Source organism: Hespellia stercorisuis DSM 15480 (assembly GCF_900142165.1).
GTDB lineage: Bacteria > Bacillota > Clostridia > Lachnospirales > Lachnospiraceae > Hespellia > Hespellia stercorisuis.
Genome location: NZ_FQZY01000021.1, coordinates 17,283 through 30,442, shown reverse-complemented (window position 1 = coordinate 30,442; position 13,160 = coordinate 17,283). Strand labels below are relative to the sequence as shown.

The window sequence follows — 13,160 nt, the reverse complement described above, 5'->3', positions numbered from 1 at the left end:
GAAAGAGAGCGCAGACAATAAATAATATTGTCTGCGCTCTCTTTCATTTTCCTGTTTTCTCATTTTCTCATCATCCGTTCCGGCCATCCGGCGATTTCTCCATTCAATATTGCCGTAAACATCCGCTCCCTTGCCCCGGGATTTTCCAGGTTCAGCTGTTTTACAAGCTCCTTCACGTAAGCTCGTTTTGTGTGTCCATCTACGGGACATCTGCTCTTTACAACCGGAAGATCATATTTGTGCTGGAATCCGATTACATCCATCTCATCAACATACATGATCGGACGGATTACAGTCAGTTCCATACGATCCAGATATGTTTTCGGTGAGAAGGAATAAAAACGGCCTTCGAATATAAGAGAAAGCAGCATCGTCTCGATAATATCATCCTTGTGATGTGCATAGGCAACCTTGTTACACCCCATCTCCTTCACAGCATTGTTTAACGCCCCTTTCCGCATCTTTGCACAGAGAGAGCAGGGATTTGCCTCCTTGCGCAGATCAAAGAGAATATGGGCAATATCTGACCTTACAATACGGTATGGAATCTCAAGTTCACGGCACAGAGCTTCAATCGGCTCCAGATTAAATTTTTCATAGCCGAGATCAACAGTCACAGCACTCAGTTCAAAATTTTTCGGATAAAAACGCTTGAGTCCGTGCAGGGCATAGAGAAGCGTCAGGCTGTCTTTTCCACCCGAAATTCCGACCGCGATATGATCCCCCTCCTCAATCATTCCATAGTCCTCCACGGCACGCCGTGTATAGCTCAGTAATTTCTGTAATTTCATTCATATTTCCTCCTGCATATATTCAGCTTACACGAATCCACGGAGATTTTCAATGACTCTTTTTCCGCTCCGGCATAACATTCTGCTTGGTTTGGAATAGTTCCCGTGTTATAATATGACCTGAGCTTATTCTATAATACATTTACAAAGGAGAATATTAGATATGAGATTTGTGATTCAACGAGTATTGTCTTCATCTGTGTCCGTGGATGAAACGGTGATTGGTTCTATTGATAAGGGATATATGGTTTTAATCGGTGTGTCTAATGAAGACACGAAAGAAACTGCTGATAAAATGATTCGCAAGATGATCGGTCTGCGCATTTTTGAAGATGAAAACGGAAAAACTAATTTGTCACTCGCTGATGTGGATGGCGCGCTTCTTCTGATTTCCCAATTCACATTGTATGCCAACTGTAAAAAGGGAAACCGCCCGAGCTTTATCGAAGCAGGCGCTCCTGACTATGCAAGTGACCTGTATGAGTACATTATCGAGAAATGCAAAGCATCTGTCGAGACGGTCGAGAGAGGGGAGTTTGGCGCAGACATGAAGGTCAGCCTGGTCAATGACGGACCATTTACCATTGTTCTGGACTCAGATAATTTATAATTCTGAAGCGGATTTCGGACGTCCGCTTTACCCAAAACAGGAGAAAACATATGTACCAGAATATTTTATTTGATCTTGATGGCACGCTGACGGATTCCGGTCCGGGTATTGTAAATTCAATCATGTATGCGCTTCAAAGATTCCAGATTCCGGTAGCCGATCGAAATGAACTCAATAAGTTTATCGGTCCGCCACTGATCCAGAGTTTTCAAAAGTTCTATGGTTTCACGGAAGAGAAGGCCAATCAAGGTGTTTCGTATTTTCGGGAGTATTACACAGAACGCGGGATACGCGAAAATTCCTTATACCCCGGAATTGAGGATGCTCTCATCAGGCTGAAAGATCATCAGAAACATCTTTTTGTAGCCACATCAAAACCAGAACCATACGCGAGGCAAATTATTGAGTATTTTCATCTGGACACTTACTTTGATTTTGTTGGCGGCAGCACCATGGATGAGACCCGTACTGCCAAAGCTGATGTGATTGCCTATGTACTGAATCGCGCAGGAATCCGGGATAGTTCCACGGTCCTTATGATCGGAGACCGCGAACACGATATTTACGGTGCAAGAAGTACGCATATCGCATCTATGGGAGTCTTGTATGGATACGGAAGTCTGGAGGAGTTAAAAAAAGCAGGAGCGGATTACATCGCGGAAACAGCAGCAGACATTCCGAAGATCATTCTGTAAAAATGCATGGCTTATGAATACGTGCCGTATAGATGATCGGCTTATAAATGAGCAGAAAGCTGAAAAGAATTTGTTTAAGAATAAATTCTCTTCAGCTTTTAAATTATTACTAAAAACCGTGTGAATTTTTATACGAAAAACTGACAACATTTTGCATAATTTTCTGATATAATGAGAGAAAGGATAATTTGTTCGCAATTTTTATAAAAATGTAACAAAAATAGATGTGCAAAATTCCGGATATGGAGGTGTGTTTTAAATCAAAAAGAGTAGTGGCAGCGTAACTTATAAATAAATCAAATGGGGAGGCAAGGAATGGAAAATCTTAACAACAATATTAACAATGTTGAAAATACGGTACCAAAAATTAAAGCTCACGACAAGGTACTGCACGAAAAATTTGGAGAGGGAACTGTCAAGAAAAAAACCGGAAAATCGCTTGTCGTTTTATTTGAAGATGGAGAAAAATTTTTTCAATATCCAGAAGCCTTTCTAGGTGGGTTTCTCCAAAAAATGAAATAAACAATTGTTTAAAGCCCCCTGTGAGATCTTGTTATTCCACAGGAGGGCTTTATTTGTACTTTACCATTTGTTATTTATGATTCTCGCAGCTTCACCGCAGAAGCCGCCTGTTTTCTTCGATTTTCATCGATGGCCGCATAGTGTTTCTTCGTTGTATTGACATCCTTGTGCCCCAGAACATCTGCCACGAGATAAATATCACCGGTTTCTTTATATAGCGCAGTTCCATAGGTGCTCCGAAGCTTATGGGGGGTAATTTTCTTGTTGGGCGTTACTTGTCTGGCGTATTTCTTCACCATATTCTCGACGGCCTGAACACCCATCCGTTTTTTCTGCGTTGATAAAAACAAAGCATTTTCATGACCGGGAAGAGGTCTCATCAGGTTTCTGGTATTATCGAGATAGCGCTGGATTGCACCGCGAACTTCTTCACCAAAATAAACCACCATTTCGTTTCCGCCTTTTCGAGTCACTTTGATGCCGTTGTTCTTAAAATCCACATCCAGAACATCGAGTCCAACGCACTCAGATACACGGATTCCGGTGCCCAGGAGCAATGTAAGGATTGCCAGATCACGGTATTTGGTTTTTTCATAATATACTTTAGCCTGTCCGGTCAGTTGATCCCCGCAATTCTCCACAAAATCAAGCAGCAGGGCAACCTCATCTGTATCGAGGCGTATGATGGCCTTTTCATGTAGTTTCGGCATATCTACAAGCAGCGTAGGATTTTTTTCGATAATCTGGCGTTTATAGTAATAAGCATAAAAGCTTCGCAGCGCCGACATCTTTCTTGAGAGGCCTTTTTCACCGTTTGTAAGCATCTGATTGTCGTCAGATCTATAAACCTTAAGAAACTCCATATATTCCTCAATATCAACCGATTCCAGGCGTTCCAGATCCTTTACTGTAAAATCATCCATCGCTTTGTTCTTATAGTACGGGTTGTTATCTAATAGAAAACGAAAGAACACCCGGATGTCATACGCATACGATATTCTTGTTTTCGCTGACGTAGTCGGCTCGATGGCTCGAAAGAAGTCCTTGGAAAATGATGGCAGCGTCGCGATAATTTCGCGCAGCCGGACCGTATTGTCTATGTATAATTGTTCCTGATATGTCTTTATCTTATCACTGGAATTGTTTCCCATCTGCAAACCTCCTGAAATGCTGCAAACAGCATAAAAAGCCATTTGAACGTTGTATTTACTGCAATTGTATCATATTTGTATTTTCGCGTCTACATCTTTTGGAAAAATTGGTATTTCTCGTATAGATTCATCCATTAATTTGAATGTACTGCTTTAACAATACTTTATAGTTGAATTTCGTATACGGAAAATATATTTTCGAATCTACCCACAAAAAAAGTGCCTCTAAACCGGGCACCTCTTTTGTGGGTAGAAAACCAATACCGGAAATTCCGAATATTGATTTTGGGTGAGTTGTATATCAATACATAATATAATGTAAAGATAACGATGATCAATGGATCTTCTATTTTAATTACTTCATTGTTACTTCTTGAACTGTGTATCGTAATATGCAACGGTCAGGTACTGATCTTCATGAATCTCTTCTGAAGATAATGAATTAATCGATTTTAACTCTTCAACATAATCACCAACCGAACTGTATTCGTCGGTCATGTAAGTTTCTGCAATACTCCATAAGGTATCACCTGACTCTATCTCTATACTTTTATAATACTTATAGTTTACAGGCTCTTCAGAGCGGCTCCCATGTGCCGAGGTAAGAAGTCCGCCGAATACACTGCTGCACAAAATTATGAGTGCAATTGCGGCAATAATCAACATTACTTTCTGTTGTAAAACCTGTGCGCTTCTCTTCCTCTTACTTATCATCTGTTCCCTGCTCATAGTCCATACCCCTCTCTTTGCGACACTCGCCATACTTTCATTGGAATTTAAAAATTTATTCAAGCTTTCATTTAACACTCAAGCCTGTTACGCACCCCATGATCATGCACTTAAACTTCAAATCCTGTTCGGCTGTCGCGAACATCCGTTCTTGATATTTATTATAGAATGCAAACAAATGTTTGTCAAGCGTTTTCGCAACAAAAATCGAACATATTTTCGCAACAAGCGTTTGCTTTTCTTTTTCCCATATGATACAATACTTGTAATAATCAATGAGTATACGAGGAGGTTCTTATGGCACAGGGCAAGATAAGCAAGAAGCAACAGGAAATATTAGACTATATTAAGGGACAGATTTTGGAGCGTGGTTTCCCTCCTGCTGTTCGTGAGATTTGTGAAGCTGTGAATTTAAAATCCACATCTTCTGTCCACTCTCATCTGGAAACGCTGGAAAAGAACGGTTACATTCACCGCGATCCGACCAAACCGCGTGCAATTGAAATTTTGGATGACACATTTAATCTGACGCGCCGTGAGATGGTGAATGTGCCCCTTATAGGACGTGTCGCTGCCGGTGAACCGATTCTCGCGCAGGAGCACATAGAGAATTATTTTCCGATTCCGATAGAATATATGCCGAACAAACAGACATTCATGCTCACAGTCAAGGGCGAAAGTATGATTAATGCCGGCATTTTGGATGGCGATATGGTACTTGTCGAGGAAGCTGACACCGCACATAATGGAGAGATGGTTGTTGCTTTGATCGAAGATGGTGCTACTGTAAAAACATTTTATAAGGAAAATGACTATTTTCGTCTGCAGCCTGAAAATGATACAATGGAACCAATTATCGTTAAAGAAGCCGCTATCTTGGGAAAAGTAATTGGTGTATTTCGTTTTTTCTAGTATATTCTGATGTGCTGGATAAAGTTTTTACAAACAAAAGTGCAATCACTTTTTCGAAATAATCATTCGCTTGGTGATTGCACTTTGCACTATTTTCTATCCTTGAAGAACTTGCATTCATTATCTGCTATAAACACGTTCATCCAGGATTGCTATTCCTGTTGTAAAATCCAGCTTTTTATCGCTTCTGCCGGTGCATGAACCTGTCCCTGTATCATGTCAGATGATCCACCGCCTTTTGCCTGAAATTCTTCTCTTAACTGCTGCGCAAGTATTTTGGCATCCTGCGCCTTACTTCCGATAACAAAACGATATCCATCCTCGTCTGAACCAGACAATGCTGCACAATAACCGCTGTGATGATTCATCATTTCATTTACAGCCGTGCGCATTACCTCTGGATCCAGTTCGCATTCCAACAGGCATACATTCTCATACTCTTGCGGCAATGTCCGTACTTTTTCCAGAATCCTCTCCTGCTGCATTTTTTTCAGCTGAACTTTTAAAGAAGTCATATCATTCTGCAGTTTTTCTACTGCCGTTACGACTTCCTCCTGCGGAACGGATAACATATTGGAAAGATTCTTTACCGCAGCCAGCTTCTGCCGGTAGTCAGACAGTGCACGCAACCCGCACAATATGCTGATTCGCACGCCGCCTTTATAATTCTGTATACTTTGTACCTTCAGACTTCCTATTGCGCCAGTGGCCTGTACATGCGGTGCACAGCATGCACATACATCGTAACCGGGGATGGTGACTATGCGGACCGCACCGTCTATCTCAATTTTACTCCGATAGTCTAATTTTGTTAAGATATCTTTCTCTGGAAAAGAGATTTCTACCGGAATGTTTTTTGCAATGCAAAGATTTACTTCATGCTCAATTTCGCGCGCATCCTCTTCTGTCAGCACACCGCTGAAATCCATAGTAACAACCTGGTCACTCAGATGAAAACCGACATTGTCATATCCAAACTTCGCATGTACCAGCCCTGAAAAAATATGCTCTCCAGTATGCTGCTGCATGTTGTTGAACCGGTGCTCCCAATCGATCTCCCCATGAACATTTTGTCCCGGCTCGATCCGCTCCGACAGCGTATGGGTTATGATTTCATTTTTAATCTGCACATCCAACACATCTATGCCGTTCAGGACTCCACGGTCTGCGCTTTGTCCTCCCTCTTCCGGGAAAAACAATGTCTGATCAAGAACAATCTGATATGTAACATCCTTCTTACTTTTTTTCTCCTCACAGGAAATTACAGCAGCATCAAAGGAAGTCTGATAGGCATCTGCATCATATAATTTTCTTGTCTTACTCAGAATCATGCCTTTTTCCTCCGGAGATTTTATCAATCGGGATGAAAGAGAACGGCTCACTATTGTGATCTCCAAGTTCTTTCTCCATCCAGATAACATCATGCCATTTCTTCTGCTTATATCCGCATTTATTAAAATGTGCTGCTTCATGAAAACCCATGTACTCATGGAATCCGATACTGCGTTCATTTGGATATGTGATGCAGGCATACAGATTCACCACATTCTGCTGTTTCAGCATCGTCTCAAGAAATGAATACAATGTAGATGCAATTCCGTGATGTTGGTTCTCTTCTTTTACATAAATTGATACTTCTACAGACCAATCGTATGCTGCCCTGTTTTTTAACTGTGATGCATATGCATACCCTACGATTTTTTCGTCAATCACTGCAACCAGAAATGGATATTTCTTTTGAATGCGATTGATTCTTCTCACGTATTCCTCGACTGTAGGAACATCATATTCGAAAGTAATCGATGTTTCTTTTACGTATGGTTCATATACTTCTATAATTCCATCAACGTCATGTTCCGTGGCCATTCTGACCGTAAAATTCCCCTTATCTATCATAACTGCTCACCTCAAAATACTTATGAATCACTCTATACTTCTTATACGCTATAATACTTTTACAATGTGGAAATATCCACTTTTTTTCCATCACGCCAGATTCTCTCCAGATCATAGAACAGACGATTCTCCTTGTCAAATACATGCACAATAATATCGCCGAAATCCATGAGCACCCAGCTGCTTGATCCGTAGCCTTCCTTCTGTTTGACTTCATATCCGGCTCTTCCAAGTTTTTCCTCGACGCTCTCTACCAGTGCTTTCACCTGACTGTCATTCGTTCCGTTTGAAATAATAAAGTAATCTGCCATCACGGATACTCCCGAAATGTCGATCACCTGGGTATCTTCCCCTTTTTTATCATCCAATGCCTCACACGCGAGGCGTGCCATCTCTCTTGCTTTTTCCATTATTCTTCTCCTATCACTTGTCCTGATACCATCTTCTCTTTTTATGGTTGTATGACTGCTTTTTATTCTTATAATACTGATATGTTTCTTCGGTCGAACCATCCACTTCTCTGCCGGTTCTTTTAAGGAAATCCAGCGTTGCTTCTGAAACCATTGCCACGGCTCTGTCGAGGTTTGTAAAAGCCATTTTTCGAATAGCAGGAAGTCTTGAATCGCGGTCTCTCCCCGGCTCTATATAATCTGAAATATAGAGGATCCGCTCCAGCTTGGTCATATTGGCCCGCCCTGTCGTGTGGCAGACAATGGCATTCAATATCTCCCTGTCCTCTACGCCGTACTTATGTTCCGCCAGATATGCACCCAGCTTTGCATGAATCAAAGCCGGAATTGCACGCTCGGCGTCCGTAAGTTCTATTCCGTATTCCTGGGCAATCCGGACCTGGTCTTTGTTCGGCGCATATTTCCCGCAATCATGAAGCAGCCCTGCAAGCAGTGCCTTATTTAGGTCCACCTCATACAGCATTGCGAGTGATGCGGCAGTGTACATTACGCCAAGTGTGTGTTCATAGCGGTCTTTCTTTAAAATAGTTTCCAGCTCTAATCTTATCTTATGAATATCTGTCATGACTATCCTCATCTTTATCGGTCTTGTATAAGCTTTGTTTCACAATATAATCAGCAACAGCATCAGGAACCATGTAGTGTACGGTAAGTCCCTTCGCCGCTCGCTCACGGATTTTCGTTGAAGAGATCTCAAGAAGCGGTGCCCTCAGCAGCTCTATCCGGGCTCCATAAGTCTCTCTCAGATAGGCAATCTGATGTTTCATATCCTCAATATCCTTGTCATCACGCATTGCTGCCAAAATTGTACAAGTCGGAAAAATCTCTTTGAAATACTTCCATTGTTCAATGGAGAACAAAGAATCCGCACCCAGAATAAAATAAAATTCTGCATCCGGATACATCTCACAGAAAGTCCCCATTGTCTGGTAGGTATAGGAATGTACCCCGATCTCTGCTTCATGAAGCGAAACCTTAAAATAAGGGACACTCTCTGTTGCAAGTTCTACCATCTTTATGCGGTGTTTCAGTGCTTCTTTTGTAATCTCTGCCTCCTTATGAGGAGGATTCCCATTGGGAAGGTACCACACCTCATCCAGGTCAAATGCCTCATATGCAAACTCCCCGAGCAGCAGATGACCAATATGAATCGGATCAAAGGTACCTCCCATAACACCAATCTTCATGTTTCCTGTCTCCTGTACTTTATGGTAACTCTATCTTTTTCTTATCGTCTTTTCCTTCTTTGTACAGCACAATTTTTTTACCGATCACCTGAACAACCTGGGAACGGGTTCTCTCTGCTATAATCTGTGCAATCTCCTTCGGATCATCTGCACAATTTTGCAAGACACTGATCTTAATCAGTTCTCTCGCATCGAGTGCCTCCTCTATTGCAGCTGTCAGACTGGGAGACATACTCCCCTTTCCAACCTGGAAGATCGGATCCATCGTCATTGCAAGACTCTTTAAATAAGCTCTCTGCTTTGTCGTCATATTATTTTCCTCTTTCTATCTGTATCAATCTGTATCAATTATCTGTATCCTGCACGAATTCATCTGTTTCGGCATCTGCTCATTCCCGCCTTTACTTGTTATCTAGCGGTAATAATCAAACTGCCAGCCATACATCTTGACTGTATCGCCCTCTTCAATGCCAGCTTTTTCCAATTCATCCAAAATACCAGAGCTTTTCAGAAAACGCTGGAAGAATGCAAATCCTTTTTCAGAATCCAGGTTTGTATAACCCAGCATCTTCTCAATCTTTGGACCTTCCACGACATACATGTTCTCTTCCACTTCAATTGTATATGGAAGATTCTCATATGGCAACTCTTCATCCGGGAAATATTCCTGTTCAAACACAATCGGCTTGCTGTCCAGATCTTTCAGCATATCGCCTACATAATATAATAATTCTTTGACACCCTCTCCTGTTACGCCGGAAATAGCAAACACCCGGATTCCCTTCGGCTCAAATTCAGCCCGGATTTTTTCTACCGGATCTTCATCGCCTTTGTAAATCAGGTCGGTTTTGTTTGCCGCGATCACCTGTGGTCTCTTTGCAATCTCTGGATTGTAGGCCTCAAGCTCAGCGTTAATCTTCTGGATATCATCAATGGGATCACGTCCCTCGGTTCCGGCCGCATCCACCACATGAATGATGACCTTTGTGCGCTCGATATGACGCAGAAACTCATGGCCAAGACCAACGCCCTCAGACGCGCCTTCTATCAGTCCTGGGATGTCAGCTATCACGAAGCCATTGCCGCCGTCCAGATCCACTACCCCGAGGTTGGGATTCAAGGTTGTGAAGTGATAATTGGCAATCTTCGGATTCGCATTTGTCACGCGGGAAAGAAATGTGGATTTTCCAACATTCGGAAATCCAACCAGACCTACATCCGCTATCACTTTCAATTCCAGAGATACTTCCAATTCCTGTGCCGGCTGACCCGGCTGTGCATATTTCGGAACCTGCATTGTAGCTGTTGCAAAGTGCATATTGCCTTGTCCGCCTCTGCCGCCCTTCAATATGATCTGGCGTCTGTTATCTCCGGACATGTCCGCAATCACCTTTCCGGATTCGGCTTCTTTGATGATGGTTCCCTCTGGAACCTTCAGTACGACATCGTCTCCATTAGAACCATGACAACGCTTTTTTCCGCCCGGCTCACCGTCTTTTGCGACGAATTTTCTCTTGTGACGATAATCCTGAAGGGTATTCAGACCCTCGTCCACTTCAAATATAAGGTCTCCGCCTTTTCCACCGTCACCGCCGTCAGGTCCGCCGTTTGGCACATACAATTCTCTTCGGAAACTCACATGGCCATCTCCGCCTTTTCCTGATCTTATATAAATCTTTGCTCTGTCTGCAAACATAATATTCCTCTCCATACATTTTAATATAGTAATTCAGGCAGACAACTGCCCATTTTACATCCACAATACACCGGACATCGACAACACTACATTAAAATAATCAGCTATATATCAATATAGGCCTCAAACCATATGATTTGAAGCCTACTCGTCTTACATCTTATTCTGCTACAGGAACGATAGAAACTTGTTTCTTATCTCTTCCTTTTCTTTCAAACTTTACAACGCCATCTACTAATGCAAACAAAGTATCATCTCCACCACGTCCTACGTTAGTACCCGGGTGAATCTTTGTTCCGCGCTGTCTGTAAAGAATGTTTCCAGCTTTTACAAATTGTCCATCGGCTCTCTTCGCGCCCAGTCTCTTGGATTCGGAATCTCTACCGTTCTTGGTAGAACCCATTCCCTTTTTATGAGCGAAGAATTGAAGGTTTAATTTCATCATGGTTTTACACCTCCTCAAATCTTATCGTAATATAATCTTCATAGTTTTTGTCGTTCGCCAGCTCCTCAATTCCGAGAATCATGGTATTCAACAACAAATCTGCATCATGTCCTGGTACATCCTTCAAGCGGTAATCAATCAGTGCTTCATCCTCATTGGAAACCTCCGAGGCTCTCTCATCTGTGAAATGTTCTATCGCATTGATCGTATTAATCATAAGGACCGAAGCTGCAGCACAGACAATGTCCTGCCCTTCCTCGGCATATCCCGCATGATTAATCGCATTGAACCCCATACATACATGCTCTTCATTCTTATAAATCGTTACATGAATCATTCAGACACCTGACTAAGCGTTGATTTTTTCAATCTTAACAGCTGTGAAAGACTGTCTATGACCATTTTTCTTATGATATCCAGTTTTTCTCTTATACTTGTAAACGATGACTTTTTTGTCTCTACCGTTTCCAACTACAGATCCTGTAACAGTAGCTCCTGATACTGTTGGGTTTCCAACAACCAGTTTGTCATTGCTTACTGCAAGTACTTGGTCAAATGTAAAAGACTCTCCAGCTTCTACACCAAGCTTTTCTACTTTAATGATATCGCCTTCGGCTACTTTGTACTGTTTACCACCTGTTGCTATAATTGCGTACATATGGCACCTCCTATTATCATTACTCGCCGACTATGGTGTCCTTCTTGAGGACTTCAAAACCTCGTCGTGCGGCATACCGTAGTATAATATCACAATGTATTCTATAAAGTCAAGAGCTTTGCTGCATTTTCATGAAAGATTTTCTGTCTGTCCATTTCTGCAATCGGCAGTGTACTCATGTATTCCACAAATTCACTCTGTCCTGCCCACGGAGAATCTGTCGCAAACAGTATTTTGTCGGAGCCATGCTGCTCTATAATCCGTTGTAAGGTATCTTTCGGCATTTTATCTAAAACAAGTGCCGTATCCAGATAGACATCTCTTCCCAGCAGATACTCTTCCATCTCCCGCCAGCCAAGAGACCCGTCTGCCTCTACATTGTATCCGCCCATGTGCGCAAGCACAACCTTTTCAGGGGTTACATCATCCAGCATTTTTGCTGCGCGGCTGGGAGCACAGTGTATGAGTTCAGGATACCCCGGATCATACCCGGAGTGGATAACGACAACCAGCCCTAACTCCGATGCGCGGTCAATAATCCGTTCATATTTTATATCATCAATAAATGTCCCCTGATAATCCGGATGTAGTTTGATTCCTTTTAGCCCCGATTCTGCGATAAAATTCAATTCACTTTTATAGTCAGATGTTTCCGGATGAATCCCCCCAAAGGACAATAAGCGTTCAGACTGTACCTGCAGTGCGAACTCGTTGATTGACAGAAACTGTTTCGGCTTTGTCACCACCGGCAGCACGACCGACAAATCCAGTCCCGCCTCTTTGGTTGAATCCGAAAGACCGGAGGCTGTCCCGTTTGTAAACGGATCGACTCCGCATTTTTCACCTAAAAAGTCCAAGGTTCCTTTCGCTATTTTTTCTGGAAATATATGTGTGTGAAAATCAATCATCCGGCCACTCTTTCTATAAATATCGTGTTTTTACTTGATGAGGTTAAATTAATTTCGCCTATTTTTTTTCAGTCAATTCTTTTAATATATTATAGCAGTACTCAATAATACTTTTTCTTGTAATAATTCCTATAAAATACCCCTGATCGTCCACCACCGGAACAAAATTCTGATTCATCGCTTTCTGAATCAGATCTTCCATGTCCGATTCGGCAGACACTGCCTCGTAATCGGCTTTTCTTGGAAAATCAGCTATGAAGATATTCTCTGCCACCTTTACATTCAGATTATTTCTCTTTTTCACTTCCCACAGGATATCGCCTTCTGTGATAGACCCCACATACTTCCCCGCACGGTTGATCATCGGGATAGACGAATATTTGTGATGTTCCATTGTTTCCAGAACCTGCCTGAGCGTACAGTGATCGTACGTATAAGCAACTTCGATTTTAGGCTTTAGGAAAAATAAAATATTCAATTTGATTTACCA

Annotated in this window: 19 protein-coding genes; 4 read left to right on the top strand and 15 right to left on the bottom strand. The window is 42.1% G+C overall.

Translation table 11 applies throughout. The annotated features are described in order from the left end of the window. Positions 1-59 precede the first annotated feature (59 nt). Complete coding sequence (locus tag BUB85_RS08390; protein WP_073108409.1) at positions 60-791, bottom strand: tRNA 2-thiocytidine biosynthesis TtcA family protein; 732 nt, start codon at positions 789-791, stop codon at positions 60-62. Between the two features lie 163 nt (positions 792-954). On the opposite strand from BUB85_RS08390, the gene dtd reads away from it, so the two are divergent. From dtd to BUB85_RS08375, 3 genes are all read left to right on the top strand, one after another. Then, entirely contained in the window at positions 955-1,401 is a 447-nt protein-coding gene (gene dtd, locus BUB85_RS08385) for a D-aminoacyl-tRNA deacylase (RefSeq protein WP_073108406.1), read from the top strand. Positions 1,402-1,451: 50 nt separating this feature from the next. Continuing rightward, entirely contained in the window at positions 1,452-2,096 is a 645-nt protein-coding gene (locus BUB85_RS08380; protein WP_073108403.1) for an HAD family hydrolase, read from the top strand. A 315-nt stretch (positions 2,097-2,411) separates the two neighbouring features. Beyond that, a complete protein-coding gene (locus tag BUB85_RS08375) occupies positions 2,412-2,618 on the top strand; it encodes a hypothetical protein (protein WP_073108400.1) in 207 nt (68 codons plus the stop codon). Positions 2,619-2,692: 74 nt separating this feature from the next. Here BUB85_RS08375 and BUB85_RS08370 read toward each other — a convergent pair whose 3' ends face one another. Next, on the bottom strand, positions 2,693-3,769 hold the full coding sequence (locus BUB85_RS08370; RefSeq protein WP_073108397.1) for a tyrosine-type recombinase/integrase: 1,077 nt from the start codon (positions 3,767-3,769) through the stop codon (positions 2,693-2,695). A gap of 366 nt (positions 3,770-4,135) precedes the next feature. Continuing rightward, the gene (locus tag BUB85_RS08365) at positions 4,136-4,498 is read right to left on the bottom strand and encodes a LysM peptidoglycan-binding domain-containing protein (protein ID WP_073108394.1); all 363 of its coding nucleotides are present in this window, start codon (positions 4,496-4,498) and stop codon (positions 4,136-4,138) included. Between the two features lie 297 nt (positions 4,499-4,795). Here BUB85_RS08365 and lexA point away from each other — a divergent pair, with 297 nt between their 5' ends. Next, the gene (gene lexA / locus BUB85_RS08360) at positions 4,796-5,410 is read left to right on the top strand and encodes a transcriptional repressor LexA (RefSeq protein ID WP_073108391.1); all 615 of its coding nucleotides are present in this window, start codon (positions 4,796-4,798) and stop codon (positions 5,408-5,410) included. Between the two features lie 152 nt (positions 5,411-5,562). Here lexA and BUB85_RS08355 read toward each other — a convergent pair whose 3' ends face one another. The 12 genes from BUB85_RS08355 to BUB85_RS08300 all read right to left on the bottom strand — a co-directional run bounded on the left by BUB85_RS08355 (position 5,563) and on the right by BUB85_RS08300 (position 13,148). Beyond that, positions 5,563-6,741: an alanyl-tRNA editing protein gene (locus BUB85_RS08355; protein ID WP_073108387.1), complete on the bottom strand. Its 1,179-nt coding sequence runs from the start codon at positions 6,739-6,741 to the stop codon at positions 5,563-5,565. After that, the gene (locus BUB85_RS08350) at positions 6,728-7,306 is read right to left on the bottom strand and encodes a GNAT family N-acetyltransferase (RefSeq protein ID WP_073108382.1); all 579 of its coding nucleotides are present in this window, start codon (positions 7,304-7,306) and stop codon (positions 6,728-6,730) included. Before BUB85_RS08350 ends, BUB85_RS08355 begins: the two co-directional genes overlap by 14 nt. A gap of 59 nt (positions 7,307-7,365) precedes the next feature. Beyond that, complete coding sequence (gene rsfS / locus BUB85_RS08345) at positions 7,366-7,716, bottom strand: ribosome silencing factor (RefSeq protein ID WP_073108377.1); 351 nt, start codon at positions 7,714-7,716, stop codon at positions 7,366-7,368. Positions 7,717-7,729: 13 nt separating this feature from the next. Beyond that, positions 7,730-8,341 (bottom strand): bis(5'-nucleosyl)-tetraphosphatase (symmetrical) YqeK, encoded by a 612-nt coding sequence (gene yqeK / locus BUB85_RS08340; RefSeq protein WP_084533964.1) that lies wholly within the window; start codon positions 8,339-8,341, stop codon positions 7,730-7,732. Then, complete coding sequence (gene nadD / locus BUB85_RS08335; protein ID WP_073108367.1) at positions 8,325-8,963, bottom strand: nicotinate-nucleotide adenylyltransferase; 639 nt, start codon at positions 8,961-8,963, stop codon at positions 8,325-8,327. Before nadD ends, yqeK begins: the two co-directional genes overlap by 17 nt. A 19-nt stretch (positions 8,964-8,982) precedes the next feature. Next, a complete protein-coding gene (gene yhbY / locus BUB85_RS08330; RefSeq protein WP_073108364.1) occupies positions 8,983-9,273 on the bottom strand; it encodes a ribosome assembly RNA-binding protein YhbY in 291 nt (96 codons plus the stop codon). Positions 9,274-9,375: 102 nt separating this feature from the next. After that, on the bottom strand, positions 9,376-10,659 hold the full coding sequence (gene obgE / locus BUB85_RS08325; protein ID WP_073108360.1) for a GTPase ObgE: 1,284 nt from the start codon (positions 10,657-10,659) through the stop codon (positions 9,376-9,378). Between the two features lie 160 nt (positions 10,660-10,819). Beyond that, the gene (rpmA, locus tag BUB85_RS08320; protein WP_073108357.1) at positions 10,820-11,104 is read right to left on the bottom strand and encodes a 50S ribosomal protein L27; all 285 of its coding nucleotides are present in this window, start codon (positions 11,102-11,104) and stop codon (positions 10,820-10,822) included. A 4-nt stretch (positions 11,105-11,108) separates the two neighbouring features. Beyond that, positions 11,109-11,441 carry a ribosomal-processing cysteine protease Prp gene (locus BUB85_RS08315; protein ID WP_073108354.1) on the bottom strand — a complete coding sequence of 111 codons (333 nt, stop codon included), beginning with the start codon at positions 11,439-11,441 and terminating at the stop codon, positions 11,109-11,111. Between the two features lie 12 nt (positions 11,442-11,453). Then, complete coding sequence (rplU, locus tag BUB85_RS08310) at positions 11,454-11,762, bottom strand: 50S ribosomal protein L21 (protein ID WP_073108351.1); 309 nt, start codon at positions 11,760-11,762, stop codon at positions 11,454-11,456. 101 nt (positions 11,763-11,863) lie between these two features. Then, the gene (locus BUB85_RS08305) at positions 11,864-12,670 is read right to left on the bottom strand and encodes an amidohydrolase family protein (RefSeq protein WP_073108348.1); all 807 of its coding nucleotides are present in this window, start codon (positions 12,668-12,670) and stop codon (positions 11,864-11,866) included. A gap of 58 nt (positions 12,671-12,728) precedes the next feature. Continuing rightward, a complete protein-coding gene (locus BUB85_RS08300; protein ID WP_073108345.1) occupies positions 12,729-13,148 on the bottom strand; it encodes a CBS domain-containing protein in 420 nt (139 codons plus the stop codon). Between the last annotated feature and the right edge of the window lie 12 nt (positions 13,149-13,160).